The following is a 21,955-nucleotide window of genomic DNA, read 5'->3' on the forward strand; positions in this document are numbered from 1 at the left end:
TGCCGGTGTCCTGGTCGTCGATGTCGACGACCTTGCGCAGCCGCGATGTCGCTTCCTCGTTGCCTGTCTGGGCGGCGAGCTGTACTGCCCGGCCGAGCTTGGTCGTGGCGGTCGCGGTGTCGCCCGCGGCCTTCGCCGCCACGCCTTCCTGGATCGCGTCGGCGAGCTCGGTCTGTCCGGTGTAGTGCGCGACCTCCGGGCTGATCCGCGTGGTCAGCCCCTCGTCGGACGACCACAGCGCCCGCACCAGGCCCTGTGCGACGACCTGCTCACCGATGGCGAGCTGCACGCGCGCCGCGAGCTGCTCCTGCCCGATTCCCTTGGCAGCAAGCCGTACTGCGACGTGGTAGTCCCGCGACTCGTCGCCCCACGAGCCGGTCGGGTAGGAGCCGGTCAGGGCGTTCACCTCGGTACGACGTGACGTCAGGTCGTCGACGTTCGGTGCGACCTGCCGGACGAACAGCACCTGCGCCCCCTGCGGAGCCCACACCCGCATGTCGGCGGCGGCAACGCCCTTGCTCATCGCCTGCCGGATCAGCTTGGAGAACTCCGCGGCGAGCTGGTCCGGGGCCGGGATGATGTCGACCGTACCGAGCAGCGCGGTGGCGATCCGGCGGACCTCGGCGACCTGCCAGGCGACGCCGACCCCGCGACAGTCGCACTGGAACTGGCCGGTGACGGCCTCGATCGTGGCGGTCAGTACCTCGGGCGTCTCGTGCTGGTTCTCGCCGTCGGTGAGCAGGATCGCGTGCTTCTGGGTCAGCGACGGCACGGTCGCGAACACCCGCGCGGCCAGTCGCAGCCAGGTCCCCATCGCGGTCCCGCCGTCGGCGTAGAACCGGGCCACCGCGTCCTTCGCCGCCTGCCGGGTGAACTGGTCCATCTTCACCATCACCGGTTCGGGCGACGGCGGGAAGGCGAGCTGGGCCCGGTCGTTGCCGGAGATCACCGCGAACCAGACCCCGTCGAGGATCTGGTCGAGCGCGGTCTGCGCGGCGTACGCGGCGGCCCGGACGCCGTCGGCACCCATCGAGCCGGAGGTGTCCACGATGATGATCTCGCCGGCGTCGCCGCTACCGGACTGGCCGGCCGCGCCCGCACCGGTACAGGCCACCGTGACGATCGCGTGGACGTCCGTGCCGCCGTCGGGCAGGAACTCGTTCTGGTACACGGAGGCGGTGAACTCGGCCATCTCAGGCGTCCTTTCGGGTGGTCTGGCGGGTCACAGGCGGGCCAGCGCGACGGTGATGTTGTCCTGGCCGCCCTGGGCGTTCGCCCAGTCGACCAATGCGGACGAGGTGGCCAACGGCTCGCCGCCGTGGGCCGCTGCGGTCTGACGGACCAGGTCGGCCAGTGGTGCCGCTTCGGAGCAGTAGTTCCACAGGCCGTCCGAGCAAACCAGCAGCCAGCCGGGTCCGCTCACGTTCAGGGTTGTCGTACGAGGTGTGTGATCCGGAGCGTCCTTGCCGAGCCACCGGGTGATGGCATGCGCCTGCGGGCCGGTCTCGGCCTCGTGGCGCGGCACCCCGGTAGCGATCAGCTCAGCCGCCCAGGAGTCGTCCACAGTCAGCCCGACAGCCTCTGCGTTATCCGGGAACCAATAGGCCCGGCTGTCACCGACTACACCGGCGACGAGCAGGCCGTCCTCCAGCACAGTGGCGACGAACGTGCAGGACGCCGGGTTCGGGCTGTCCGGGCTGGTGTTCGCCAGTACTGCGTCGTTAGCGGCGTCGGCGGCTGCCGTGAGCCGAGCGACAACCGCTGCATTACGCGAGGACTCAGTGCCCATCCCCTGCGCATGCCCAGCAACCAGTACTTCGCGCGCGGCGCGCGCAGCAGCCAGGCTGGCCACGTCGGAGTCCAGCGACGAGCTGACGCCGTCGCACACCACCAGCAAGGCTCTACTACCCGGCTCCGCGTCGGCAGCGATCGCCACGGCATCCTCGTTGCGGCTGTGCCGGATCCCGCGGTCGCACACTGCGGCGACCCACGGCGCGGGCTGCTCGCTGAAGTGGTCCCGGGGCTTGCTCGCCTTCGTACCGCAGGTCTGGCAATAGCCGTCTGCGCCGACGACACCGCCGCAGGAGCGACAGGGACCTGGCGCGGCCCCCTCGGACAGGTCCGGCACGGCGGCTGGGTTCAGCTCGATCGTGGGCTCGGTGTCGGTGTCGATCGCGGGTTTGCCCAGGGCGGCCGGTGCCAGCTCGGCACCACAGGCCTCGCAGAACAGATCGGCGTCGGAGATCGGTCCGCCACAGCTGGGGCAGACCGTCCGGGTCGTACTCGTCATCGCAACGTCCATCCTCGAACCTCGTTGGCAAGGTCGACCAGGGCGACCCGTTCCTCCCGGCTGTGGGCGTGTCCGGCCAGCTCACGGTAGGCCGCTTCCAGGCCTTCCCGCAGTTCCGGCTCGGTAGCAGCCCGGCCCGAGATGTGCAGCTGCGGCTCCGGACCGGAGCCGAGCACCACGTCCAGGGCCGTCCTGAACACGCTCGCGGACAGGTTCGCCCGGTCGATCGGGTCGATCGTCAGGGCTTCGATACTGCCCATGGCCTCGGCCAGTGCGGCGAGCCCACGCCCCGATCCTGCCAGTAGTCCGGCTCGTTGCCGCCTAGCCCGGACATACGCGCCGCTGGTCGGCGGGACCAGGTCGAGCGCTGCCACCGCTCCGTCGAGGTCGCCACGGTTCGACCGGATGGCAGCCAGCCCGAAGGCTGACGGTGCGATGTAGTTCGCGTCGGTGCGAGCACAGGTCTGGTAGAGGCCCTCGGCAACGTCGTACTCGCCGCTGAGCTCGCAGGACACAGCCAGCGCCAGCTTGGGAGCGAGCTCACCCGGCACTTGGCCGTACACGGCGTTGAACGCCGACTGCGCTGCCGCGGAGTCTCCCCGGGCCAGCGCGACCAGTCCGGACATCCAGACCGCCCGCCACTCCCAGGGATCCTCACCGAGCAGGACCGTCACCGTCTGGTCGACCTGCTCGTACTGCCCGCACTCCAGCGCTGCCTGGGCAGTCGCCAACCGCACCTCGGTCGAGCGCTGAGGAGCGCCGAGGAGGACCCCGAGCCGCTGCGCCGGGTCAGGCACGCTCACGGACTTCAGCCAGTCGGACTGCTTGTCGCTGTCGTCCGGGACCAGGGACGGAAGCCGCTGCCACGGCGGTGCGGTGTCACCCATCCCGAGGGCGCGGTCGCCCGGGCTGCCGAAGAGCAGGGAAGACGTGGAGTGCTGCGCCGCGCCGCCGCCCCGCTTGGTGGCGACCACCTCACGCAGTACGCCGAGCAGCTGGACGCGCAGCTCGTCGGCGGAGACGAAGCGGTCGGCCGGGTCCTTCGCGCAGGCCTTCAGCAGCAGCCGGTAGACCGAGTCGTACTCCTGGAACAGCGGCACGTCCGCCACTGGCGGCAGCGAGGATAGATAGGTCGACTGGTAGCCCCGGAACTCCATCGCCAGCACGGTCAGGGTGCGCCCGAGCGTGTAGATGTCAGAGGCAACCGAGGTGCCGACCTCGGGCACCTCGGGCGCCTGGTAGCCGACCGTGCCGTAGATCGCCGAGTCCATGTCGTCGATCCGCCGGACGCCACCCAGGTCGATCAGCTTCACCGCGTCGCCGACCTGGATGATGTTGTCCGGCTTGAAGTCGCAGTAGACCAGGTCGAGGTCGTGCAGGTAGGAGAAGGCCGGCAGGATCTCCAGGATGTAGGCGATCGCCTGGTCGATCGGCAGCGCGTCGTACCGGCCGCCGTTGGCCTGCATGCGTTGTTTGAGCAGCGTCTTCAGCGAGGTGCCGCCTACGTACTCCATCACGATGTAGCCCGCGCCCTCGTGGGTGACGAAGTTGTAGATCTCGACGATCAGCGGGTGCTCGACCCGGGCCAGGAACTGCTGCTCGGCGATCGCGGCCGCGACGGCGTCCGGGTCTTCGGAGTTCAGCAGGCCCTTCAGTACCACCCAGCGGTTGGAGACGTTCTTGTCCCGGGCCATGTAGATCCAGCCGAAACCGCCGTGCGCCAGGGCGCCGGCCACCTCGTACTGCCCGCCGACCAGGTCGCCCGCCTGCAGCTTCGGCGCGAACGAGAACGGGCTGCGGCACTTCGGGCAGAACCCCTCGGTGCGGCCCGGCTGGTCGCCGCGAGCCCGGCCGACCGGGTTGCCACAGTTCGGGCAGCTCCGGCGGTCCTCCGGGACCATCGGGTTGGACAGGATCGCCTTGCTCGCGTCGATCGCCGGGATCGGCGGCACGTTGGTCAGACCGGCGCCGAGCCGGGCCCCGCGCAGGCGGGTGGACGAAGTACCGAGGCGTCGGGTCAGTTTCGAGCCGGCCGCGGTGGCGCGGGCTGAGCCGAGCGGCGTTGAGGCCAGCCGGTTCGAAGCCCGGGAGACGGTCGAGGGCGAGCTGATCGGCTCAGGTGCTTCCGGTGCGGCTACATCCGGGGCACCGGCGACCGCAGACGGGCTGACCGCGCCGGCGGGGGCTGGAGACCCGCAGACGTCGCAGTAGCCGTCCATGATCGTGCCGGTACAACCGGGCTGGGTGCAGGCGATGGTCGTCATGTCGTCCCTCCTGTGGCGCGACCTGCCGGATGCACCGGCGGGTCGGCGGCAAGACTGGTGTCCAGATAGGTCTGGTAGGCCGCCACGAGCGCGCCCAGCCGGACCAGGTTCACGGGTTCGTCCTTCAGTACCTCGCGACCGCGCCGGTACAGCTCGGCAAGGTCTTCGGTGGTCCCGGCCGTCCGGGCGAGGCTGCCGGCCTTCACCTGGTACGCATCCAGCCGCCCGGCCAGCTCGTCCCTGCGTGCCAGTGCAGCCCCGTACGCCGACTGCGCCTGCCCCAGAGCACGCCGTACTGCGTCCAGCCGGGTCAGGTACTTCTCCAGCTCCGCAGGGGTATTCGGCACCGGCCCAAGCGCAGTGACATCCGGTACGCCGAGCCGCGGGGCCGGCGTGACTCCGGCGACGCAACGGTCGGCCAGGGCGCGTACTGCCTGGCCTTGGGCCTCGAGCTCGTTCCGCACCGATCGGGCTCGGGCGACATCCGCGGCGCGTTCGCGGCGGGTCGCGGAGCCGACGATCAGGTCCCGTTCGTTGCGGGCAGCATCGATCTCGAGTGGTCCGATCAGGCCGCCGACATCCGCGCCGCGCTTGGCCCTCTCGGTCAGATCGGTGACGCGGCGATCGAGGTCGTGGTGTGCGGCAATCGCCGCGTTGCGGGCGTTCGCCGGTTCGCGGGTGACCAGGTCGCCGATCCGCTCGACCTGGGCGCGGAGCTGGCGGAGGCGCGCGGCGAGATCGGCGTCACCTGGTTCCAGCGCGAGGCGGGCGCGCAGGCTGGCGGCCAGGGCGTCCGACAAAGTGCATGCCTCAGGCAACGAGACCGCGAGCGAGCCGGTGGCGCCGGTGTCGAGGCCGCCCCAGATCAGGGTGGAGATCCGCTCGGTCTCGGTCGGGCCGACCCGGCCGGAGTCCCAGGTCACCAGGATCAGTTCGTACCGGTCCGAGACCGCCTTCCAGACCGCCATCGACAGCACCACGTCGGCGCTGAGCGCGTCGGCCTCGGGGGAGTTCAGGGCAGCCTGGTCGAGTTCGTCCAGCTCGGCACTACGCCGGTCGCGCCAGGTACCGAGCACGTCGAGGTACGCCAGCAGGTCCTTCGCAGGAATACTGCTGCCGATCCTCCCCGGAGGCGCCGGCGCAACGGCAGTCGGCGTACGAACCGTCATCACCTGCCGTACACAGGCGCCGGCGGCGCCGACAGCGGGCCGAGGTCAGGGGCAAGCCACTTGTTGTACGACGCCATCCAGCGGCCGTCCGCCTTCATCTCTTCGAGGACGCCGTTCACGAACTGTACGAAGTCCTTCTTGTCCTTGTTGATCCCCAGGCCATAGGGCTCCTGGCTGAAGGGCTTCTCCGGAAGGACCTTCGCGTACGGGTCCTGCGCGGCTTCACCTGCGAGGACCGTGTCGTCGCCAGTGATGCCGTAGGCCTTGCCCTGCTGGAAAAGCACGAGGCAACCGGTGTCGGTGTCCGCTGTGATGGGGATGACCTTGGGATAAAGCCTGCGGAGGGCCTCCAGGCTGGTGGAGGCCGCCGGGGCACAGATCGTCTTGCCGGGCAGATCGTCAAGAGTCTTGGCCGTCGAGTCCCGCTGGACGAGCACCTTCTGGCCGGAGCGGTAGTACTCGGCGGAGAAGGCGATCTGTTCCCAGCGGACACAGTTGATCGTCATGTTCCGGGCGACGATGTCGACGGAGTTGTTCACCAGCACGGGGATCCGCTGCGGGCTGGAGATCACCCGCAGCTCCACCTTGCTCGGATCGCCGAAGATCGCCTGTGCGACGGCCCGGAGCATGTCGATGTCGAAGCCCTCGACCGCGCCGGTGATCGGGTTCCGGGAGCCCAGGTGCAGGCTGTCCGCCGACACACCGGCGATGAGTCGCTTGTTGGCCTTGATCCTCGCCATGGTCGAGCCGGCGGGCAGGGCGTCGGGTGAGGGCAGGGCGCCACTCGGTGCGTACGAGGCGAGCGGGTTGCGGCACGCCGGCGGCGCGGCTGTCGGCGCCGGAGAAGGCGTCGTCGGGGCTGGCTTGACGGGAAGCTCCGTCGCCGCGTAGTCGCCGGAGGCGCAAGCGGTGGTGAGGAGGAGGAGGGCGGCGGCCAGTGAGGCAGCGATCAGGCTCTTCTTCTTCATCGGTATTCCCCCAGTCGCTGGGACAGGCCCCAGGCGGCGAGCAGTGCGGCGACGATGCCGATCGGGATGCCGAGCCAGCCGATCGGTGGCAGTCCGTTGCGGGCGTCGGTCAGCTCGCCGCGGGTTGCGGTGCTGAAGTCGGTCAGCTTCTTGCTGGTTGCCGTGTCGAAGGCAGCGAACGTTGTGTTGGCCGAGGTGCCGGTGGCAGCGATCGCCTTGGGGACTGCTTGGTCCCAGTTGCCGCCGTCGTCCAGCTTCCGGATCTCGGTGTGGTTGGCCTTGTAGGCGGTCCACGGTTGCTGGGCCTGTGGTGCTGTGCCGGCGACGATGGCTAGTTGGTCGTCGACGGTCTTCGCGGAGTCGACCCAGTCCTTCTCGAAGGCGGCGCCTGAACCTCGGGCGATCAGGGTGAGGCTTTCGTTGGACTTCGCGTCGTACGCCGCGATGCGGGCGCGGGACATCGCCAGCGTGTCCGCGTACGAGTGGGATCTGGTGTCCTTGGCGGAACCGCTTGCGCTGGCCAGCGACGTACCACCGACGAGCATGGTCAGTAGCACCAGGACTCCGGCGAAGGCGAGTGGGAGGTTCACGTAGCGGTGGGTTCGCTTGGCCAGCCAGATCATGGTGAAGCCGAGCACGACCAGGGTGAGCAGACCGCCTACGAGGAGCCAGATGTTGCCCCGGCTGACGCCGTCGAACTCGGTGGAGACTCGCTCTTCGTTGGCTTTCACCAGAGCGGACACCAAGGGCAGGGAGTCGTTCTGCAGACTCGCGTTCGCGTCCTTCAGATACTGCGAGCCGATCGGGAGGCCCTGGCGGTTGTTGGCTCGGGCTTGTTCGATCAGGCCCTGATAGGTGAGCAGGGTGGCGTTCAGTTCGCCCAGTGCTTGCTGGTCGGCGGGCTGTGCGGTCGCTGCTTCGGCGACGAGCTTGGAGGCGGTCGTCATCGAGTCGACGAAGTGCTGCCGCTGGGCGGGAGGCTCGAGGCCGCCGACGAGGAAGGCGTTGGTGGCGTCGGCGTTGGCGCTGACCAGGCTGGTGTGGATCGCCTGGACCCGGACCAGTTGGGCTGTGTTCGCCTCGGCTCGCTGCAGTGCGCCGTCGGACTGCTGGAATCCCTGGGCCGCTGCGAGGCCGAAGAGGACGGCCATCACCGCGGTCAGGATCAGCAACGCGCGCATGCGGCCCGGCGTACCGGCGAACCAGGCTTGGATCGTGCTGGTAGCCGCGGGGGTGAAGGTGGCGGTGGAGGCGCTGGGCTGCTGGAGGGCGACCTGCCCGGGCGGCGGCGCTGTCGCCGGGGGCGCGCTGGCTGTCTGGGTCACGCCTGTTCTCCTTGCTCGGGCTCAGCCTCAACGGCGGTCCGCTCCGGGGCCGCATCAACTGCTGGGTCTGCCGCTGGGTCCAGTGCTGCGTCTGGTGCCAGGTCGGTTGCTGGGGTGGTTGGTGGGGGATCGGTTGGTTCGTCGGTGAGGTCTTCGGCCAGGATCTGACGCAGCTGGTCGGTGCTGGGTGCCGTCACGTCGCGCAGTCGCCAGGCGTGCCGCCCGATCGCGGCCTCCAGCATGTTGCGGGCGAACCGCCCGTTGCCGAACGACCGGTCCCGCCGCGTCGACGCCAGGATCACCTTGAACTGGTCCAGCGCGTTCGGCGTCAGCTCGTAGTCGGCCCCCTCGGCCAGCCCGGTGAGGATCTCCGTCAGCTCGTCGTCGCTGTAGTCGTCGAACGCGATCGTGGTCCGGAACCGGCTGGCCAGGCCCGGGTTCGCGGCGATGAACGTCTCCATCGGCTCGGGGTAGCCGGCCACGATCACGACCAGATCGTCGCGCCGGTCCTCCATCTCCTTGACCAGCGTGTCGACCGCCTCACGCCCGTACTGGTCGGCGCCTAGGTCGCCCGCGGTCAGGCTGTAGGCCTCGTCGATGAACAGCACCCCGCCCGCCGCCGACGCGACCACCTCCGCGGTCTTGGTCGCGGTCTGGCCGAGATAGCCGGCGACTAGTTCAGAGCGATCGACCTCAATCAGCTGGCCCTTGGACAGCAGGCCGAGTGCCTTGTAGATGCCGCTGACCAGCCGGGCCACTGTCGTCTTGCCGGTGCCGGGATTGCCCACGAATACCAGGTGCCGGGTGATGGTCGGGCTCTTGAGTCCCGCCTCGGTGCGGAGCTTCTCGACCCGCAGTACTGCGACCTGCCGGTGCACCTCGCGCTTGACGGTCGCCAACCCGGTCAACTCATCCAGCTCCGCCAGCAACTCCTCAACAGACTTCGCCGGCTTCTCTACTTCCTGTACTGCGGGCTGTGCGGCTGTGGCCGCCAGAGCAGGAGTCGCCCCCGCTGCGCCCGGCACAGGCGATCCGCCCAGCCCATGCGTTCCGCCGGGGATCGGTGCTGACCCGGGTGCTCCGGCCTGGATCACGCGGGCGCCCGCTGCTTGGAGTTGCGCGGCTGCTGCGACTGACGCGTTGCCGATGACGCGCATAGTGGGTTCACCCAGGGCGCAAGCTGCTGAGGCGACCTCAGCCAGCGCTTCGGCGTACGGGATCTTCTCGGGTGATCCCTGTGCGACCAGATCAGTCAGTACTGCGGTCGGTGCGCCCCGCCATCGCCTGCCGCGCACGGCCGCGTCGAAGAAGTCTTGTGTGCCTGCCCCGGGTGTCACCTTGGCCCAGTCGGCCGATGCGCCCGGTGCGGACTCGGCAAGTGCCGCGGCGAGCGAGAGTGCTTCTGCCCGGGCAGTCTGCTCCCGCACGCCCGCACGCGCGGCGACAGCCAGCAGGCCCGACAGCGCCTCCTGCAGTGAACTACCCCCCACGCCGCTCATGCCCCTCCCCGCCCAGTAGGTGGTTGCAACGGCCCCTGCCCGCCCGGACTTTGCCCGGCCGGCCCCTGCCCGCCTTCGTCAGGTGTGCCTACGTCGGGCGCCGGGGTCGAGGTGGTCGGGCCGAGGGCCAGGCTTCCTCCGGTCGAGCCGGTGCCGAACTTCTCCTGCAGGAACCTGCCGTGCGCGATCAGCGCTGCGGCGTCGTGGCGGTTCACAGCGTCGGACACCTTGTCCATCGTGGACCCCAACAGGTCCAGTTGGTCGATCAGAATCATCAGCGATGTCTTGCCACGGTCCACCGGCCGACTGTCCGCCCACTGCCTGGGCAGCCGCAGGTACCCGCCGATGGCCTCCGGCAGATAGTCCGTCGCGGTTGCCATCACGTTGTACGCCTGGATGCTGCCGCCGAGATTGCCGAGCCGCGGGATGGTCTCCCGGACGACCCGCACCACGCGTCCCACCCGGGAGGCGACGACGGCCGGTACTGCGCCGTCGGCGACCAACTGCTCGACCCGGACCAGCGCCGCGAGCAGATCATCGTTGGTAGGCGCGCGGGGGATCGGGGCAGCCTCGGGCTCCGCCTTGCGACCAGTCAGCCGCGCGAAGAAATCTCCCAATGCCATCCAGTTGTCCCATCCCCCCGGGCTAGTTTGTCGCGCGATCAGCGGCCGAGGTCGAGGCTGCCCTGGACCACCCGCTGGTCCTGCTGCGCCACCCGGTCCAGGTAGCTGCGGGACTTGGTCACCTCGGTCTCGAGCGTGCCGATGGTGGCGGCCATGTTGTCCAGCGCCTCCACCTTGAAGGTGTCGATCGCGTCCATGGTGGCGTAGATGTTCGCGAACGCCGCCTGCAGCTGTGGCAGCCCGATCGTCGCCGACGCGGCCTGCTGCTGGATCGCGACCGAGTTGTCCCGCAGCATCTGCGAGGTCCGCTCGATCATGCCGCTGGTGGTCGTGTTCAGCGCGGTGATCTGGTCCAGCACGAGCTTCTGGTTACCGAGGGCCTGCGCCACGATCACCGCAGTACGGAGTGCCGAGACCGTGGTGGTGGAGGCGCGGTCGACGCCCTTGATCAGCTCGATGTTGTTCTTGATCACGATGTCGATGGCCAGGTAGTTCTGGATCGACACGGCCAGCTGGACGAGCAGATCCTGGTGCTTCTGCCGGACGTAGAACAGCACGTCCTCGCGCAGCGAGCGCGCCTTCTCCGGGTCGCTCATCTCCAGGTCGGTGATCGCGGCCGACAACCGGGCGTCCAGCCGCTCGGCGACGTACACGTACTGGTTCAGCCGGCCCATCGCGTCCCAGAGTTGCTGCTTCTCCAGGTTCAGCGCGGCGTTGTCCTTGCCAAGCTCGTCCTGGCCGTCGCGGAGCGAGTGCAGGATGCCTTCGAGGTGGCTCTGCGCGCTCTGGTACTTGCGGAAGTAGTCCTCGATCTTGTCCCCGAACGGGATCATCCCGAGCAGCTTCTTGGCCCCGGTGGCTTCCTTCGGATCCAGGTTCTCGACCGTACGCCGCAGCTCGAGCAAGGTCTTCCCGACAGTCGACCCCTCGGCGAGTCCACCGCTCTGCAGGGCCCGCACCGGGGATTGCAGCAGCCGGTTCGAGCTCTCCGCGGCGTGCCGGATGTCGACATCACCCATGCTCCGCACGTCCCCGGCCTTCTGCGCGAACTCGGGCGAGCGCGGCTCGGCCGTCATCAGCGAGGTGAGGAAGCTGTCGACCTTGGAGTCCAGGCCCGGAAGTGCGGCGGGGTCCACTGCCGGAGCGAGGCTCGGCGCGGCGGTCGCAGCGACGGGCTGTGTCGGAGCGGGCGCTGTCAGTATCAGCCCCGGTGCAGTGGCCGTGGGCGGCTGCAATGGCGACTGCGCGGCCTGCGCTGCTCCGGCACCTTGCGTGTTGTCAGCTTCGGTCATCGTCGTACCCCTCCGGTGGCCTCCCCGCGAGCAGGCGCTCGCGTCCCCATGTCACAAACACCGTGACGCGCACACAATCTACGCGGTTCCCGGCCCAACCGGCCCGTCTCGTTGCGTAGTCGTTGTCGCCGAGGGTGGTCAGGCGCGAAGGTAGGTGACGAAGCTGAAGCCTTCGCGGGGATCGCGGGCGGATTCGCGCCAGCCGGAGCGGTCGAAGGCGGGGAAGGTGACGTCGCCTTCGGGGGCCTGGTCGACCTCGGTGAGTTCGAGCCGATCGGCGTACGGGAGGGCCTGGCGGTAGACGTCGCCGCCGCCCGCGACGTACAGGTCGTTGTCGACGGCAAGCTTCAGGGCGTCCTCGAGGGTGTGGACCACCTCGACGCCCTCGACGGTCCAGTCCTGCTGGCGGGTGATGACGACCGTACGGCGTCCGGGCAGTGGGCGGCCGATGGAGTCGTAGGTCTTGCGGCCCATCACCAGGGTGTGGCCGAGGGTGAGTTGTTTGAAGTGCTGCAGGTCCTCGCGGATCCGCCAGGGCAGGTCGTTGTCCCGGCCGATCACCCCGTTGCTGCCGACGGCCGCGATCAGGATGACCGTCATACGGCGATCGGAGCCTTGATCCCGGGATGCGGGTCGTACCCGATCAGCTGGACGTCGGCGATCTCGTAGCCGTCGATCGAGACCCGCTTGGTCAGCTCGAGCGTCGGCAGGGGACGCGGCTCGCGGGTGAGCTGGAGCTTGGCCTGGTCGAGGTGGTTCAGGTAGAGGTGCGCGTCGCCGAGGGTGTGGACGAAGTCGCCGACCTCGAGCCCGGTCTGCTGCGCGACCATGTGGGTGAGCAGCGCGTACGACGCGATGTTGAACGGCACACCGAGGAAGATGTCGGCGGACCGCTGGTACAGCTGGCACGACAGCCGGCCATCGGCGACGTAGAACTGGAACATGGTGTGGCAGGGCGGCAACGCCATGCTGTCCACGTCTGCCACGTTCCACGCGTTCACGATGTGCCGGCGGGAGTCGGGGTTGTTCTTGATCGCCTCGATCACGCCGGCGATCTGGTCCACGTGCCGGCCGTCGGGGGTCGGCCAGGAACGCCACTGGTAGCCGTAGACCGGTCCGAGCTCACCGTCGGCGTCGGCCCACTCGTCCCAGATCGAGATGTTGTTCTCGTGCAGCCACTTGATGTTCGTCGAGCCGCTGAGGAACCAGATCAGCTCCCCGATCACCGACCGCAGGTGCAGCTTCTTCGTCGTCACCGCCGGGAACCCGGCAGTCAGGTCGTACCGCGACTGGTACCCGAACACGCTCAGCGTGCCGGTCCCCGTCCGGTCCCCCTTCTCGACGCCGTTGGTGAGGACATGGTCGAGAAGCTCCAGATACTGCCGCATACGGCCAACTTAACAGCCGCTCGAAGGGCCACCCGGGCGCGCCACGGGCGACGGCGGAGGTGTCCGGTGAGCGGGCGGCTGGCAGACTCGCCCGGGTGAGCGAGGGCGACGTCGAGTACGTACTGACGCTGGTGCTGCGGGTGGAGAAGGCCGAGCGGCCCGGGCAGACTGATGCGTTGGAGACTGCCGCGCGGGCGGTGCTTTCGATCCTGGCGGACGAGCGCTCTGCAGGCGACGGCGAGTGGGCCGACGCGATGCGGGCCTGGCAGGACGCCCGGATCCGAAAGGTCGTCCGCCGAGCGCGAGGCGCTGAGTGGAGGAGAGCCGCCGCCCTCCCTGGCATCACCGTGACCGGCGCAGGTACGCTCGCCGCCGATCCGGGCCCGGGAGCTCCCGCTGGTGTTTCCGCGGAGGTGCGGGTGTTTCCGCCGGTGCCGCTGGATGCCGTGCCGAAGGATCTGGCCAAGCTGCAGATCACCGGCACCGACCTGGAAGACCCCGAGCCACCGGCGGCACCGGACCCCGCGGTCCCTGTGTTGTGGGTGAACCCAGGCCTGACGATGTCCACCGGGAAGACGATGGCCCAGTGCGGCCACGCCGCCCACCTCGCCTGGCTCGAACTCACCGACCCCGATCGCAAGTCCTGGCAGGCGGACAACTTCACCTTGGTCGTGCGCACCGCCACCCCACCCCAATGGAAATCCTTGCTGGGCAGCGGCCTCCCCGTAGTACAGGATGCGGGCTTCACCGAGGTCGACCCCGGCAGCTACACGGTTGTCGCCGACCACCCCGCCCTCCGCGGCTAGTCGCCGGACCGGACGCGGTAGTGCAGGTGGGTGACGCGGTCGCCCTGGACGATCCTGGGGTCCTCCAGGAGGACCTGCGGGCCGACGTAGTCACCGAAGAACGCTACGCCGGTGCCGAAGAGGACTGGGGCCAGGTTGTAGGAGATCTCGTCGACCAGACCGGCGGCGATCGCCTGTCCGGTCAGGTTGCCGCCGGTGACCGAGACGTCCTTGTCCCCGGCATGTTCCTTGGCCTGCGCGATCGCGTCCTCGATACCGTTGACGAAGGTGAACGGCGCGTCCGGGAACGGCCAGTCGGTGGGTGGCTCGTGGGTGACGACGAAGACGTGGTCGCCGACCGCGGGGACGCCGTTCCAGCCGTTGGTGATGTCGAACAGGCGGCGGCCGATCACGCAGGAGCGGACGTTCGGCCAGGTCGAGTTGATGTAGTCGGCGCTCGCCTGGCTGAGGTGGAACGGCCGGCCCTGGTCGGTGCCGTAGACCTCTACCGGGCCGTTGTTGTACCAGTCGAACAGCGGCCCGACGCCGTCCTCGGTGTCGGCGACGAACCCGTCCAGTGACACGACGGCGGAGGCGATGACGTTTCCCATGATTACTTCTCCTTCTCTACTCGATAGGTGAGGTGCTGCGCGGCCGGCGTCGAGACGCACTCGAGGAGTTCCAGCCCGACAGCGGGCCCGGCCTCGGCCGGGAACAGCCGGGTGCCGTCGCCGAGTACGACGGTTGCCACATGCAATCGCAGTACGTCGGCCAGGCCGGCGGCGAGGATCTCGTGGCAGATCTGACCACCGCCCATCACGACAACGTCCTTGCCCTCGGCAACCGTGAGCGCCTGCTCGACGGCGTCCTCAGGACTGCTGACGAAGCGGAAGCGATCGCCCAGCCGAGTCTGCTCGGGCGCGGTGTGGGTGACGACGAAGATCGGCGGATTCACCTCGCCCGTGGGCTTGGCGCCGTACCCCAGCTCGTCGCTCCAGCCGCCCGGGCCGTCGATGATGTCGAACAGGTTCCGGCCCTGGATGACCGCGCCGGTTCCTTCGAAGGAGGCGTCCAAAACGGCGCCGTCCTCGGCGTTGCCGTGGAAGACCCAGTCGTGCAGGGCCATGCCGCCGTCGCCGAGTCCGTTGTCGAGACCGACGTTGGGCCCGGTGACGTAGCCGTCCAGCGACACCGAGATGTCGACGATGACCTGGCTCATCTCTCAGCCCTCCTTGGCGACGAGGTCGGCCAGCCGGTCCATCGACTCGCGGATGCCGTGCTCCATGCCGTACTCGATGGACTGGTCGCGGCTGGCCACCGAGGGGAACACCGACTGCTGGTGCAGCCGGACGCCGGTCTCGGTCGGCTCGTACGTCATCTTCTCCAGGCAGACCTCCCCCGGAGCGCCTTCCCACTCGAAGGTCTGGATCACCAGCTTGTCCTGCTCGACGGTGTGGAAGACCCCGCGGAAGGCGTACTCACCGGAGTCGTCCTTGTGGATGTAGCGGTAGGTCCCGCCCGGGCGGACGTCGTACTTCTCGACGGTGGCCTCGAGCTCGCGCGGACCGAGCCACTGGGCGACCAGGTTCGGGTCGGTGCAGATCTTGAACAGCTGGGCCGGGGTCGCGTCGAACTCCCGGGTCACCTCGACGAACGGCGTACCGGCCGGGGTGTTGATGATCGTGTCGCTCATTGCTCCTGCTCCTTCATGGTTGTGAGTACTGCGTCCATCCGGCGGAACCGGCGTTCGGTGTCGAGCCGGTAGGTGTCGATCCAGCTCGTCAGTGCTTCCAGGGCGGCCGGCACCAGGTGGCAGGGACGGCGTTGCCCGTCCCGGGTCCGGGTGATCAGCCCAGCGGCCTCCAGCACCTGGATGTGCCGCGACACCGCCTGCTTGGTGATCGGGAACGGGTCGGCCAGTTCGTTCACGGTGGCCGGTCCACGGGACAGCCGAGCGATCATCGCCCGCCGGACCGGGTCACCGAGTGCGGTGAAGGCCCGGTCGAGCTGGTCCTCGTCAACTGTCATGTTTATCAACCATTCCTTTGATCAACCGATGTGTTGACTATAACCAGACGACAGCGATCAGGTCAACCGGGAGGCCTAAGCAACTCTGGTTGACAAATCAAGGTTGTCAACCTAAGTTGCTTACAGGGAAGAGGGAGGACTGGATGGAGACCGAGAAACTGGCGGATCCGGCCGATCCCGGCGCCGGGCTCGCGGCGGTCGTCGCGTTGCGGCGGCTGGCGGACCGGCTGGAGGACAGCCAGGTGGAGCAGGCGATGCGGACCGGCTGGAGCTGGTCCGATGTGGCCGAGGTGCTGGGAGTCACCCGGCAGGCAGTGCACAAAAAACATGCCAAGCGGCTGATCGCCGCGGGCGTCGCCCTGAGGAGGCGTTGATGTCGACCAGCACCAAGGATGTGCGGGCCGTACTGGTCCGTGGGGCCAGGAGTGAAGCCCAACTGGACGGAGCGGCGACGATCGAGGCCGAGCACGTGCTGCTCGCGCTGGCCGCACTCGAAGGTACGACGACCGCGCGGCTGCTCGCCGAGGCCGGGCTGAGCCGCGACGAGATCCGTGCGGCCCTCGATCGTGAATGGGAGCAGAGCCTTGCCGTCGCCGGGATCACCGTCGCGGTCGCCGAGTTGCCGACGGCAACACCGGACCCTGACCGTCGCCCGCGAATCGGGGAATCGACGGTGCGACTACTCAAACGGGCCGGGGACACCGCGTCCGGGTTCGGCGGCGGGCGGATCGGCGCGGCGCACATGCTGGTGGGCGTACTCGACGCCAAGCTCGGCCGGGTCCCGCGCGCCCTCGACCTCGCCGGCATCGACCGTGCGGCACTCCGAGCCCGGGCGGCCGAAGCCGCCGAGCAGGGCGACCACTGATGAGCCGGGCACTTGGCGGGCCGTGGGAAGCGGGGACCCGCCGCCTCCTGTACTGCGGACTCGTGGCCGGCCCGTTGTTCGTCCTGGCCTTCCTGATCCAGGGAATCGCCAAATCGGACGGCTACGAGTTCCTTCGGCACCCGGTCAGCTCGCTGGAGCTCGGGGAGAACGGCTGGGCCCAGACCGCCACGTTCCTGGTCTGCGGAACCCTGACGATCCTGTTCGCGACCGGCCTCTGGCGTTCCCGCCTAGTCGGGCGCGCAGGCGTAGTACTGGTCGGGATCTGGGGGGTGGGGTTGCTCGGCGCCGGCGTATTCACGACCAGCCCGGTCAGCGGCTATCCGATCGGCACACCGGCCGCGGTCGAGTACTCGACGGCCGGTGTATTGCATGACGCGTTCTCGCTTCCCGGGTTCCTCGCGCTGGCTTTGGCGCAGGTGGTGCTTGCTCGTGGCCAGGGACGCGGATGGCTGGTCTATTCGTTGCTCAGCGCAACCAGCTACCTGGTCTTCTTCTTCCTGGCGAGCGCCGGGTTCTCCCAGTCGGAACCGTGGGTCGACATGGCCGGCTTGTTCCAGCGGCTCTGTGTGATCGTCGGCTGGACGTGGATGGTGATCGTCGCGACCCGGGTGCTGCGGGTCAGTGAGGCGGCGCGGGTCGGTGAGGCCGCGCGGGTCAGGTGAGGTTGCCGAGGGGGGCGACGCTGATGCCGGCGCGTTCGCAGACCCAGTGGGGGTCGGGGCCGAGCTCGGGCTCGATCCGGAGCTCGTGGTCGTTGAGGTCGTCGCAGGCGGTGCAACGCGGCCAGCGGACGCCGGAGTCGACCAGGCGGTCCTGGACGTCCTGCGCGACCAGGCCGGCGATGTGCTCCGCGCCGTCGGGCCACTGGTCGAGCCACCACTGCCGTCCGGCGACGGCATCCTCGAGCACGGACACCATGATGGCGTCGTCGAACCCCCGCGCGGCCAGGTCGTGAAGCACCAGGGCGCGGGCAGTCAGCAAGATCAGCGGCTCAGTCATCGCCCTTCAGAGTGCCAGACAGAACCGACAAAACCCCAAGCCACGAGGCTTGGGGTTTTGTCGCCCCGGGATTCGGGGTCAGTGAGCGGCGGTTGGGCAGGTCGGGGCCGGGTCGATCCGGTCGGCCAGTTTCAGTTCGTGCTGGGCCGCGGTACGCAGGGCTGCGCTGACGCGGGTGCGCACGGCCAGGCGGCGGCGCGGCTGCTTCTCGTAGTACGGCTCCTGGGGAGCGTTGGGCAGGGCGGACTGGGACAAGGACCGCGCGTTTTCCACGGCGGTGTTGCCGGCGATGTAGTAAGTCATGGTTCTGCTCCCTTCCGGAGAGCGTGGTGAAGTGTCCGGCGACCGGTCGGCCGTCGGTGGTTCTTGTGAAGTTGGATCAGCTACGCGGTGCCGGACCGCTGCTGGAGCGGACGATGAGCTCGGTCGGCATCACGATCTGCCGATCGGTGACCGCCGGGTCGAGCAGCACCCGGCCGACCGTGCGGCCCTTGTCCTTGATCGGTTGGCGGATGGTGGTCAGGCCGGCCACCTCGGCCGCGGGGATGTCGTCGAAGCCGACCACGGTCAGGTCCCTGCCGGGCACCAGACCACGGGTCTTCATCGCCTCCATCGCACCGAGTGCCTGGACGTCGCTCAGCCCGACGATCGCGGTCGGCCGGTCCTGCGAATCGAGCACCCACTCGGCCCCGGCCAGCCCCGAACTGAAGGCGTTGTGCCCACCCGAGACGAGCCGGATGCGGGCGTCGGGCATCTCCTTCTGCAGGCCGCGGATTCGCAGTTCGCAGTCGGTGTACCCGACCTGGTCGAGGGTGAGCTCGACCGGCCGGCTGCCCGCCGCCTCGGCGTTGTCCAGCAGGACGACCAGGTCGCGGTGCCCCAGCCTGGCCAGGTGCTTGCCCAGCTTGGCGGCCGCCTCGATCTCGTCGATCGCGACCCAGGACATGTCCGGGTGATCGCCACGGTCGGTCGACACCATCGGCACCCCACGGGTCCGCAACGTGTCGAGCGCCGGGTGCCCACCCGCGACGCAGAAGATCGCCGCCGCGTCGATCGCCGCCTGCTGCACCGCGTTGGTCCCGCCCTGGATGTCGGACGAGCTGAGCGGCATCAGCAGCAGGCTGGTGGTGAACTCCTCGGCGACCTCGGCCAGCCCGGCGAGGAAGCCGACGGCGTACGGGTCGGAGAACGCGTAGGCGAGCTTGTCGGTGAACAACACCCCGACCGCCCCCGCCTTGCCGCTGCGCAGAGCCCGGGCGGACGCGTCGGGACCGGCATAGCCGAGCTCCTGCGCCTTGCTCAGAATCCGCTCCCGCATCGCGGCGGACAGCTGGTCGGGCCGGTTGTAGGCGTTCGAGACCGTCGACGGCGACACCCCGACAGCCTGCGCGACCGTCTTGATGGTGACTCCACCAGCCATCTTGTCCACCCTCCTCCGAGCAGCCTTCTGTATCGTTCTTCTAAATCGTTCTAGAAAAACGATACAGAAGACCCCCGCGAGAGCGCAACAGCAATATCGAGGAAGAGTGCGCGGGTGCGGGGGCGGCGATGCAGGATGATGTGGGGCATGGGTTCGTTGCTGGAGGTTATTGCGTTGCATCCGGCGGATGCTGAGGCGGCTCAGGAGGGTGGGGCGGACCGGCTGGAGTTGTGTGCGTCGATGGAGGCGGACGGGTTGTGTCCGTCGGTGTCGACGGTGAGCGCGATCCGGCGGGTGACGGACCTTCCGTTGCGGGTGATGCTGCGGCTGTCGGATTCCTTCACCACGAACGGGGCCGAGCTCAACCGGCTGACGGCGATGGCGCAGTCCTACCTTTCGGCCGGGGCGGACGGGTTCGTGCTGGGATTCCTGACGCCTGACAACGAGGTGGACGCCGAGGCGGTCGCCGCGTTGGCGAGTACTTTCGCCGGTACGCCGTGGACGTTCCACCGGGCGATCGACGCAGTACTGGAACAGCGGCCGGCCTGGCGGACACTGCGGTCCTTCCAAGGGCTCGACTGTGTGCTCACTGCGGGATCCTCGCTCGGGGTCGAGCATGGACTCGACGATCTCTGCAAGCTGGCCAAAGAGGAGCCGCAGGTCGCGAGCGTGATGATGGCGGGCGGGTCGCTTCGGCCCGAGCACGTTCCTTGGCTCTACGGCAGCGGGGTACGGCGGTTCCACGTCGGGTCGTCCGTCCGGCAGGACGGGTCGTGGACGAAGGCGTACGTGAACTCGCGGTTCGTCCGGTCCTGGCGCAACCTCCTCGACGCCCAAGACTCCAGGTCCGACGACACCGGAGTACAGGCGTGATCCTGATCGATCCGCCGGTCTGGCCGGGCTGGAACCGCGTCTGGTCGCACCTGGTCAGCGACGAGTCGTACGACGAGTTGCACGCGTTCGCGCGGAAGGTCGGGATCCCGGCCCGCGGCTTCGACCGGGATCACTACGACGTCCCGTCCGACAAGTACGACGAGATCATCGCGGCCGGCGCCACCCCGGTCGCCAGCCGCGTCCTGGTCCGCCGCCTGATCGACTCCGGCCTCAGACACCGCAAGGGCTCCTGACAGCAAGAATGCCCCGGGCGGCTAAGCCCGGGGCATCCCTGTCAGCGGTTGCTCTTCAGTCGAGCAGTTCGGTGACGGTGCCGGCGGCTACGGTGTGGCCGCCCTCGCGGACGGCGAAGCCGAGGCCGACTGTCATCGCGACCGGCTTGGCCAGCTCCACGCCCAGCTCGATCGTGTCGCCCGGCATCACCAGCTCGATCTCACCGAGGTCGATGCCGCCCGGCACGTCCGTGGTCCGGAAGTAGAACTGCGGCCGGTAGTCCGCGGCGAACGGCGTGTGCCGTCCACCCTCGGACGTCGACAGCGCGTGCAGCTGCGCCCGGAACTTCCGGTGCGGATGCACGGACCCCGGCAACGCCACCACCTGGCCGCGACGGACCTCGTCGCGCTTGATGCCACGCAGCAGGATCGCCGCGTTGTCGCCCGCCTCGGCGGTCTCCAGCGACTTGCCGAACGTCTCCATCCCGATCGCCGTCGTGGTCACGGTCGGACCGAGTCCGACCACCTCGACCGGGTCGCCGAGCCGGAGCGAGCCCTGCTCGACCGCGCCGGTGACGACGGTGCCACGGCCGCTGATGGTGAGCACGCCCTCGATCGGCATCAAGAACGGCTCACCGAGCACCCGCGGGGGCGTCGGCACGTACGAGTCGACCGCGTCCAGCAGGTCGACGATTGACTGCGTCCACTCGGGGTCGCCCTCGAGCGCGCGCAGGCCGGAGACGCGGATCACCGGTACCTCGTCGCCCGGGAAGCCGTACTCCGACAGCAACTCCCGGACCTCCAGCTCGACCAGGTCGAGCAGCTCGGGGTCGTCGACGGCGTCCGCCTTGTTCAGGGCGACCACCAGGTACGGGACGCCCACCCGCTGCGCGAGCAGCACGTGCTCACGCGTCTGCGGCATCGCGCCGTCCTGCGCCGACACGACCAGGATCGCGGCGTCCACCTGGGCGGCACCGGTGATCATGTTCTTCACGTAGTCGGCGTGCCCGGGCATGTCCACGTGCGCGTAGTGCCGGGTGGCGGTCTCGTACTCGACGTGCGAGATGTTGATGGTGATCCCGCGCTGGACCTCCTCCGGCGCCCGGTCGATCCCGTCGAACGCGACGAACCGGTTGACACTCGGGTCGCGCTCGGCGAGCACCTTGGTGATCGCGGCGGTCAGCGTGGTCTTGCCATGGTCGACGTGCCCCATGGTGCCGATGTTGAGGTGCGGCTTGGTCCGCACGAACTGGCTCTTGGCCATGATGTGATTTTTCCCTTGCTGGTCAGAAGATTCGAAGAGCCAGGACCCCAGGGCCCACCTTCCGCACAGCTCTCGCTTGCGGTGAGGGGGCCGGTTTTGCGTGCCACCCTCCTCCGCGGGTCCTGCTTCAGCAGGAGAAGGGTCGGCGTCGCGCGCCGGTGTGCAGATCTGCATCCGCTGACGTCCACGCGGCAGCGCCCGGCAGGCAAAGGCCTGACAGGTACGCAGCAGAATCCACGCGGAACATGATGGTCACGGTAGAGATCAACGCTGCCCACGGCAACGTAATTCCCGCTGCCGAACTGGTACGGGCAAGACGGCCTCCGCCACAGCGGCGAAGGCCCGGTACGGGCAAGACAGCCTTCGCCACAGCGGCGAAAGCCCGCCTGATCATTCGTCCCCTTTTCACCCTCGCCAACTGCCCACAGTGATGGCGGATTCAGGCGGTGAGTGCACCAGTGGGTGGGGTGAAGGGTTCTGAGAGTAGCTGGTCGAGGCGTTCGGCGGGGGTGCGCCAGTGGTGGCGTTTGCGGGGTCGGTTGTTGAGTTGGGCGGCGACGTAGTCGAGGTAGTCGGGGTGGTAGCCAGACAGGTCGGTGCCTTTGGGGAAGTACTGGCGCAGGAGGCCGTTGGTGTTCTCGTTGGTGCC

The 21,955-nt window shown here is 68.8% G+C and carries 26 protein-coding genes; 6 read left to right on the forward strand and 20 right to left on the reverse strand.

All coding sequences use genetic code 11. The annotated features are described in order from the left end of the window. From VFG33_RS17930 to VFG33_RS17980, 11 genes are all read right to left on the reverse strand, one after another. The coding region (locus VFG33_RS17930; protein ID WP_325054032.1) for a VWA domain-containing protein at positions 1 to 1,192 on the reverse strand (1,192 nt) is incomplete at its 3' end. A 30-nt stretch (positions 1,193 to 1,222) separates the two neighbouring features. Beyond that, positions 1,223 to 2,290 carry a protein phosphatase 2C domain-containing protein gene (locus VFG33_RS17935; RefSeq protein WP_325054033.1) on the reverse strand — a complete coding sequence of 356 codons (1,068 nt, stop codon included), beginning with the start codon at positions 2,288 to 2,290 and terminating at the stop codon, positions 1,223 to 1,225. Then, a complete protein-coding gene (locus VFG33_RS17940; RefSeq protein ID WP_325054034.1) occupies positions 2,287 to 4,554 on the reverse strand; it encodes a serine/threonine-protein kinase in 2,268 nt (755 codons plus the stop codon). Before VFG33_RS17940 ends, VFG33_RS17935 begins: the two co-directional genes overlap by 4 nt. Continuing rightward, complete coding sequence (locus tag VFG33_RS17945; RefSeq protein ID WP_325054035.1) at positions 4,551 to 5,723, reverse strand: hypothetical protein; 1,173 nt, start codon at positions 5,721 to 5,723, stop codon at positions 4,551 to 4,553. The genes VFG33_RS17940 and VFG33_RS17945 overlap by 4 nt, the downstream gene beginning before the upstream one ends. After that, a complete protein-coding gene (locus tag VFG33_RS17950; protein WP_325054036.1) occupies positions 5,723 to 6,691 on the reverse strand; it encodes a glutamate ABC transporter substrate-binding protein in 969 nt (322 codons plus the stop codon). The genes VFG33_RS17945 and VFG33_RS17950 overlap by 1 nt, the downstream gene beginning before the upstream one ends. Further along, positions 6,688 to 8,016, reverse strand: coding sequence for a GlnX family signal transduction membrane protein (locus tag VFG33_RS17955; RefSeq protein WP_325054037.1), 1,329 nt, complete (start codon positions 8,014 to 8,016; stop codon positions 6,688 to 6,690). Before VFG33_RS17955 ends, VFG33_RS17950 begins: the two co-directional genes overlap by 4 nt. Then, complete coding sequence (locus tag VFG33_RS17960) at positions 8,013 to 9,515, reverse strand: AAA family ATPase (RefSeq protein ID WP_325054038.1); 1,503 nt, start codon at positions 9,513 to 9,515, stop codon at positions 8,013 to 8,015. Before VFG33_RS17960 ends, VFG33_RS17955 begins: the two co-directional genes overlap by 4 nt. Continuing rightward, on the reverse strand, positions 9,512 to 10,138 hold the full coding sequence (locus tag VFG33_RS17965; protein WP_325054039.1) for a hypothetical protein: 627 nt from the start codon (positions 10,136 to 10,138) through the stop codon (positions 9,512 to 9,514). The genes VFG33_RS17960 and VFG33_RS17965 overlap by 4 nt, the downstream gene beginning before the upstream one ends. 38 nt (positions 10,139 to 10,176) lie before the next feature. Further along, entirely contained in the window at positions 10,177 to 11,430 is a 1,254-nt protein-coding gene (locus VFG33_RS17970) for a toxic anion resistance protein (RefSeq protein ID WP_325054040.1), read from the reverse strand. Between the two features lie 138 nt (positions 11,431 to 11,568). After that, positions 11,569 to 12,030 (reverse strand): dihydrofolate reductase, encoded by a 462-nt coding sequence (locus VFG33_RS17975; protein WP_325054041.1) that lies wholly within the window; start codon positions 12,028 to 12,030, stop codon positions 11,569 to 11,571. Next, on the reverse strand, positions 12,027 to 12,818 hold the full coding sequence (locus VFG33_RS17980) for a thymidylate synthase (RefSeq protein WP_325054042.1): 792 nt from the start codon (positions 12,816 to 12,818) through the stop codon (positions 12,027 to 12,029). Before VFG33_RS17980 ends, VFG33_RS17975 begins: the two co-directional genes overlap by 4 nt. Before the next feature lie 95 nt (positions 12,819 to 12,913). Between VFG33_RS17980 and VFG33_RS17985 the strand changes: the two genes are divergently transcribed. Further along, positions 12,914 to 13,624, forward strand: a complete 711-nt coding sequence (locus VFG33_RS17985; RefSeq protein WP_325054043.1) for a peptidyl-tRNA hydrolase — start codon at positions 12,914 to 12,916, stop codon at positions 13,622 to 13,624. Here VFG33_RS17985 and VFG33_RS17990 read toward each other — a convergent pair. Genes VFG33_RS17990 through VFG33_RS18005 form a run of 4 tightly spaced genes read right to left on the reverse strand, consistent with a single transcriptional unit; the run spans position 13,621 to position 15,631 of the window. Beyond that, positions 13,621 to 14,214: a dihydrofolate reductase family protein gene (locus VFG33_RS17990; protein WP_325054044.1), complete on the reverse strand. Its 594-nt coding sequence runs from the start codon at positions 14,212 to 14,214 to the stop codon at positions 13,621 to 13,623. The genes VFG33_RS17985 and VFG33_RS17990 overlap by 4 nt on opposite strands. Before the next feature lie 2 nt (positions 14,215 to 14,216). After that, on the reverse strand, positions 14,217 to 14,822 hold the full coding sequence (locus tag VFG33_RS17995; protein ID WP_325054045.1) for a dihydrofolate reductase family protein: 606 nt from the start codon (positions 14,820 to 14,822) through the stop codon (positions 14,217 to 14,219). 3 nt (positions 14,823 to 14,825) lie between these two features. Further along, positions 14,826 to 15,296, reverse strand: coding sequence for an SRPBCC domain-containing protein (locus tag VFG33_RS18000; RefSeq protein WP_325054046.1), 471 nt, complete (start codon positions 15,294 to 15,296; stop codon positions 14,826 to 14,828). Then, positions 15,293 to 15,631, reverse strand: coding sequence for an ArsR/SmtB family transcription factor (locus VFG33_RS18005; protein ID WP_325054047.1), 339 nt, complete (start codon positions 15,629 to 15,631; stop codon positions 15,293 to 15,295). The genes VFG33_RS18000 and VFG33_RS18005 overlap by 4 nt, the downstream gene beginning before the upstream one ends. A gap of 143 nt (positions 15,632 to 15,774) precedes the next feature. Between VFG33_RS18005 and VFG33_RS18010 the strand changes: the two genes are divergently transcribed. From VFG33_RS18010 to VFG33_RS18020, 3 genes are read left to right on the forward strand one after another with little or no spacing between them, the layout of a single operon-like run. Next, a complete protein-coding gene (locus VFG33_RS18010) occupies positions 15,775 to 16,005 on the forward strand; it encodes a hypothetical protein (protein WP_325054048.1) in 231 nt (76 codons plus the stop codon). Continuing rightward, a complete protein-coding gene (locus VFG33_RS18015) occupies positions 16,005 to 16,496 on the forward strand; it encodes a Clp protease N-terminal domain-containing protein (RefSeq protein WP_325054049.1) in 492 nt (163 codons plus the stop codon). Before VFG33_RS18010 ends, VFG33_RS18015 begins: the two co-directional genes overlap by 1 nt. After that, entirely contained in the window at positions 16,496 to 17,179 is a 684-nt protein-coding gene (locus VFG33_RS18020; RefSeq protein ID WP_325054050.1) for a DUF998 domain-containing protein, read from the forward strand. The genes VFG33_RS18015 and VFG33_RS18020 overlap by 1 nt, the downstream gene beginning before the upstream one ends. On the opposite strand, the gene VFG33_RS18025 is transcribed toward VFG33_RS18020, so the two are convergent. The 3 genes from VFG33_RS18025 to VFG33_RS18035 form a co-directional block, all read right to left on the reverse strand. Next, positions 17,172 to 17,516, reverse strand: coding sequence for a DUF8819 family protein (locus VFG33_RS18025; protein WP_325054051.1), 345 nt, complete (start codon positions 17,514 to 17,516; stop codon positions 17,172 to 17,174). The genes VFG33_RS18020 and VFG33_RS18025 overlap by 8 nt on opposite strands. A 78-nt stretch (positions 17,517 to 17,594) precedes the next feature. Next, the gene (locus VFG33_RS18030) at positions 17,595 to 17,819 is read right to left on the reverse strand and encodes a hypothetical protein (RefSeq protein WP_325054052.1); all 225 of its coding nucleotides are present in this window, start codon (positions 17,817 to 17,819) and stop codon (positions 17,595 to 17,597) included. Positions 17,820 to 17,895: 76 nt separating this feature from the next. Next, positions 17,896 to 18,936 (reverse strand): LacI family DNA-binding transcriptional regulator, encoded by a 1,041-nt coding sequence (locus VFG33_RS18035; RefSeq protein WP_325054053.1) that lies wholly within the window; start codon positions 18,934 to 18,936, stop codon positions 17,896 to 17,898. Between the two features lie 147 nt (positions 18,937 to 19,083). Here VFG33_RS18035 and VFG33_RS18040 point away from each other — a divergent pair, with 147 nt between their 5' ends. Then, positions 19,084 to 19,809 carry a copper homeostasis protein CutC gene (locus VFG33_RS18040; RefSeq protein ID WP_325054054.1) on the forward strand — a complete coding sequence of 242 codons (726 nt, stop codon included), beginning with the start codon at positions 19,084 to 19,086 and terminating at the stop codon, positions 19,807 to 19,809. Then, positions 19,806 to 20,063 (forward strand): DUF4031 domain-containing protein, encoded by a 258-nt coding sequence (locus VFG33_RS18045; protein WP_325054055.1) that lies wholly within the window; start codon positions 19,806 to 19,808, stop codon positions 20,061 to 20,063. The genes VFG33_RS18040 and VFG33_RS18045 overlap by 4 nt, the downstream gene beginning before the upstream one ends. Before the next feature lie 55 nt (positions 20,064 to 20,118). Here VFG33_RS18045 and tuf read toward each other — a convergent pair whose 3' ends face one another. Together tuf and VFG33_RS18055 are read right to left on the reverse strand one after the other, a co-directional pair. Beyond that, complete coding sequence (tuf, locus tag VFG33_RS18050; protein WP_325054056.1) at positions 20,119 to 21,306, reverse strand: elongation factor Tu; 1,188 nt, start codon at positions 21,304 to 21,306, stop codon at positions 20,119 to 20,121. 439 nt (positions 21,307 to 21,745) lie between these two features. Then, positions 21,746 to 21,955: transposase (locus VFG33_RS18055; protein ID WP_414672963.1), on the reverse strand; the 210-nt coding region annotated here is incomplete at its 5' end.

The organism is Kribbella sp. (assembly GCF_035687465.1).
Lineage (GTDB): Bacteria > Actinomycetota > Actinomycetes > Propionibacteriales > Kribbellaceae > Kribbella.